At 48.2% G+C, this 3,305-nt stretch carries 3 protein-coding genes; all 3 read left to right on the top strand.

Features of this window, described 5'->3' with window-relative positions:
- Nucleotides 1-134: 134 nt before the first annotated feature.
- The 3 genes from Q7J27_05740 to Q7J27_05730 are packed head-to-tail and all read left to right on the top strand — an operon-like array spanning nt 135 to nt 3,235.
- Nucleotides 135-956 carry a hypothetical protein gene (locus Q7J27_05740; GenBank protein ID MDO9528644.1) on the top strand — a complete coding sequence of 274 codons (822 nt, stop codon included), beginning with the start codon at nt 135-137 and terminating at the stop codon, nt 954-956.
- A gap of 19 nt (nt 957-975) precedes the next feature.
- Entirely contained in the window at nt 976-1,692 is a 717-nt protein-coding gene (locus tag Q7J27_05735) for an SIS domain-containing protein (GenBank protein ID MDO9528643.1), read from the top strand.
- A gap of 16 nt (nt 1,693-1,708) precedes the next feature.
- Nucleotides 1,709-3,235: a PfkB family carbohydrate kinase gene (locus Q7J27_05730; protein MDO9528642.1), complete on the top strand. Its 1,527-nt coding sequence runs from the start codon at nt 1,709-1,711 to the stop codon at nt 3,233-3,235.
- Nucleotides 3,236-3,305 lie beyond the last annotated feature (70 nt).

The raw sequence follows: 3,305 nt of genomic DNA, 5'->3' as shown, positions 1-3,305 counted from the left end.
AACAAACTTGCCCCGATTGTAACAGCGCACAGTCTTACAGAACTCATCGATAACAGAGATGTCAATGATCAGCCCTTTGTCTGGCTCCCCTTCCACTTTTTCCCCGGAAACGAGGGACAGGATTCACCGAACGCTTGATCTGCCGCAAAGACCGCCCCCTGATTAACGAGCTGATCGACCATTATCTTGAGCTGCATGAACGCCCATTCGCGCTGGAGCTGATTGGCCTGACCGCTCACGTCTACGCGGACACCTTTTCACACTTTGGTTTCTCCGGTGTCAGTTCAAGACGAAACAAAGTCGATGCCGGCACCATAATCCCCAAAAATGCCACAGCCCCGACCGCGACATACCTGGACAAAAAGCTCGACAGCTTCTTTCGCAAATTCGGCCTTGAGGGAGGCCTCTGGACTAATATAAGAAGGACAATCATCAGCGATGGCGCCGAGATAGCATCAGGCGCCCTGGGACATGGAGCAGTGGCGACCCTGCCCGATCTTCCCTATCTTCAATGGAGTTTCGAATATGAGCAATCGTCCGAAAAATCTGAGCATAACAATGCGGAGGCATACCTTGAAGCATGCGAAAAACTGCACAATATGTTTCAAAGATTCCTGGCGCCCAGCGCAGGCCATGACGACGGCACAGGCGGCGTTGATTTCAGCACAGTTGAAGAACGCGTGAGAGATATCCTCTCATTTCAAAACGGAAAAGCAGAGCGGTCCGAAAAATGGCGGACAGCCTTCACCAAAGGACAGCTTGGAATAAAACCCGGCGAGGAAATCCCCCATTATGACCCTGAGCCATGGAATAAACAAAGAGATCATTTCCCCGCAATGGACAAACCGGAAAAAGCCGCCGCAAGCGAAGTGTACCACTTCTACCAGGCCGCCAGCCTCCACCGGCATTACACACTCCGCGAGCTGCTGCCGAAACACCAGCTGGTTGTAGTTTAGGGAAATAGGGCACGGGGACATGACCCGATTTAGTCCCATCAAATCGGGATCGTGTACCCAGACAGCCAACACGCAACTCGTAACCCGCAACCCGACCAATAACGACAATAAGGAAAGCCTGACCCCACTATTTCTCAGACCAAATGAACCAGACAAACCCACTATGACACTCTGGAAACAAGAAATTGATAAATTGAGCAGTATTCTACATGGGATTTCCTTCTTGGGATACGATGGCACCGAATACAGCGTTGATGAAGGGTTTCGGATTTGGCAGGAATTGACGATTGATGTGAGAGAGAAAAAGCGATCTATCTACCTCATTGGCAACGGTGCCAGCGCCTCCATGGCCAGTCACTTTGCCGCTGACCTTGCAAAGAACGCCCATCTGCACACAGAGGTTTTCTCTGACCTTTCTCTTATCACTGCTATATCGAATGATATGGGCTATGAGTGGGTATTCGCGGAACCTTTGCGACGTCGCGCTAAAAAAGGAGATATGCTTGTGGCCATAAGCAGTTCCGGTGCCTCGAAAAATATCTTGAACGCCGTCGAAGTTGCCCGGGAAATCGGCTTGAAGATTATAACCCTTTCAGCCATGTCATCAGAAAATCCGCTTAGATCATCAGGGGACCTCAACATTTATGTTCCTGCTGAAACATACGGCTACGCCGAAACATGCCATGCAGCGATCCTGCATCATTGGATGGACATGGTAGAAAATAAAGAAAGTTAAACGTTAGGAAACCATCATGCGTTACAAAAAAAAGATCAAACCGCTTAATGAACTGGCTGAGCTGCTGTCATCATTACGAAGTGAGGGCAACAAAATCGTGCACTGCCACGGCGTATTCGACCTGTTGCATGTGGGTCATATCCGGTATCTTGAACATGCAAAAAAAATGGGAGACACGCTGGTTGTCACGGTCACGCAGGACCATCATGTTAACAAAGGGCCGAATCGCCCCGCATTCACTGAACACCTCCGTGCCGAGTCTCTTGCTGCCCTGGATTGTGTTGACTATGTGGCGGTCAACCAGTGGCCTACAGCCGTTGAAACAATTAAGCTCCTGAAACCGGATTTCTATGTCAAGGGTTCTGACTATAAAGACAGCAAGGATGATATAACCGGCAAGATTAAAGATGAAGCAGAGGCTGTTCAATCCATAGGCGGCGAAATTCGCTTTACCGAAGATATTACCTTTAGTTCTTCGCACTTAATCAACAGTATCATACCGTCATTCGATGAGGAGACCAACCGGTATCTGCACGATTTTCGCCGTAAGTATTCGCCGGACGATATTCTCAGTCAGATTGAAAATCTCCGTGAGTTAAAGGTTCTGGTAATCGGCGAAGCAATTATTGACGAATACGTCTATTGCGAATCTATGGGCAAATCGGGAAAGGAATCCGTACTGGTTATGAAATACCTTTCGAAAGAGCGGTATGCCGGAGGCGCCCTCGCCATTGCCAATCACCTGGCTGATTTTTGTGACAGTGTTTCAGTGGCATGTTATCTTGGCGCCGAAAAGACCGAAGAAGACTTTGTGAGGAATACCTTAAAAGCGAATATTGACCCCTTGTTCGTTTACAAATCTGAATCTCCCACTATTGTTAAACGCCGTTTTGTGGACAGTTATTCCTTAGCTAAACTTTTAGGGGTCTATAAACTTAATGGTGAACAGTTGAACCCGGATGAAGAAAATATACTGTGTAATATCCTGGAAGAGCGTTTACCGGAATACGATGTTGTCATTGTCGCGGATTATGACCACGGCTTGCTTACACCCAATGTCATCGATCTCTTAACGAACAAATCCAGATTCCTCGCAGTTAATACGCAGATTAATGCGGCCAACATGGGTTTTCACGCAATCTCCAAGTATGCGCATGCCGATTACGTTTGCATACACGAGGGAGAGATAAGACTCGACAGGCGCAGCCGAAAAGGCGATCTGAAGGATCTGGTCCATGATCTGGCAAACCGGATGGGAGATCCTTCAATAATGATAACACGGGGGAGCAATGGAAGCCTTTTCTATCGCAAGGATGAAGGGTTCACTTCATGCCCAGCGTTTGCAGTAAAAGTTGTCGATCGCATAGGAGCAGGAGATGCGGTGTTGGCCTTGACAGCAGTGATGTCTGCAGATAGTATTCCCGCGGATGTGATAAATTTTGTCGGCAATCTTGTTGGTGCGGATGCAGTGTCGATTGTGGGAAATGAAAGATCCATAGACCGGGTAAAACTGTTGAAAAGCATTACAGGCCTTATGAAATAGGCCGGGTATGGCACGAATTCAGGTAGGATTAATCGTAGAGTGCTCCCTCCGTGGGGCACAGAGACCCCAC

The organism is Syntrophales bacterium, from assembly GCA_030655775.1.
GTDB lineage: Bacteria > Desulfobacterota > Syntrophia > Syntrophales > JADFWA01 > JAUSPI01.
Note: the sequence above shows the minus strand (reverse complement) of the source record. Positions and strands in the feature narration are given on the sequence as shown.